Source organism: Prevotella sp. MGM1 (assembly GCF_002933775.1).
GTDB lineage: Bacteria > Bacteroidota > Bacteroidia > Bacteroidales > Bacteroidaceae > Prevotella.
Window position 1 is genome coordinate 1 of sequence record NZ_BEWV01000085.1, and the last position, 933, is coordinate 933.

2 protein-coding genes are annotated in these 933 nt (G+C 50.3%); one reads left to right on the top strand and one right to left on the bottom strand.

The window, feature by feature from the left end; genetic code table 11:
• Positions 1 to 190 precede the first annotated feature (190 nt).
• On the top strand, positions 191 to 739 hold the full coding sequence (locus MoGM_RS02545) for a GNAT family N-acetyltransferase (protein ID WP_104368636.1): 549 nt from the start codon (positions 191 to 193) through the stop codon (positions 737 to 739).
• Here MoGM_RS02545 and MoGM_RS13275 read toward each other — a convergent pair.
• On the bottom strand, positions 720 to 933 hold a 214-nt coding region (locus MoGM_RS13275; RefSeq protein WP_233210135.1), incomplete at its 5' end, for a hypothetical protein. The genes MoGM_RS02545 and MoGM_RS13275 overlap by 20 nt on opposite strands.

The following is a 933-nucleotide window of genomic DNA, read 5'->3' on the forward strand; positions in this document are numbered from 1 at the left end:
GAGCGCATAGAGATGTACTACCGGTTCAACAGGCAGGGCTTTTGCGCGCTGTTTCCCGCAAAGGAATAATATGATGCGAAGCGGACGGTAGAGCGCGTGGCCGGTATGTTGACGTCTTATTATGTGTCGCATCGTTGAGTGTCCATGCGGAGAATGAATACCGGTCGAATGTTAATGCCATTATAACAGTATGGAAACATCAAGATTAATATTACGCCCTTGGCAAGAGAGCGATGCGGATTCGTTGTTCAAGTATGCCAAGGACACGGCTGTGGGGCCTGCCGCCGGATGGCCGCCGCATACATCGGTGGAAGACAGTGCTGAGATAATCCGCACCGTGTTTGCCGCTCCCGAGACTTATGCCGTAGTGTTGAAAGCCACCGGCGAGCCGGTAGGATGTTGCGGTTTGGTGTTTGCCGACGGAACACATTCATCGGAAACAAGAAAAAACGAGGCTGAAATCGGATATTGGATAGGCAGGCCTTATTGGGGGCAAGGTCTTATTCCCGAAGCCGTCGGGGCGCTTGTTGAACGGTGTTTCGGATATTTCGCCTTGTCGGCAGTGTGGATTGGACATTATGACGGTAATGCCCAATCGCGTCGTGTGGCCGAGAAGTGCGGTTTCAGGTATCATCACACGGAGTATGGCAAGCCTTCGCTTCTCGGTGATACCCGCACTGAGCATTTCCTGAGGCTTACATCGCAAGAGTGGCGTACCGCTAATGACAGGCGGCCATAAGTTTTTTTATTGATGATGGTTGCTGACAAAATAAAGGTGGTGTTCTCACAACCTTTATTTTGTCAGCATTATTTATAAAAAAGAACAATGTAGACAGCATGGGGTAGTGCATTACCGGGTGAGGAGCCATAGAAAGTTTGGGGTCAGCGGATTTTTCCGGTGGGCGGGAGAGAGTATCAAGAGTATAATGTGGC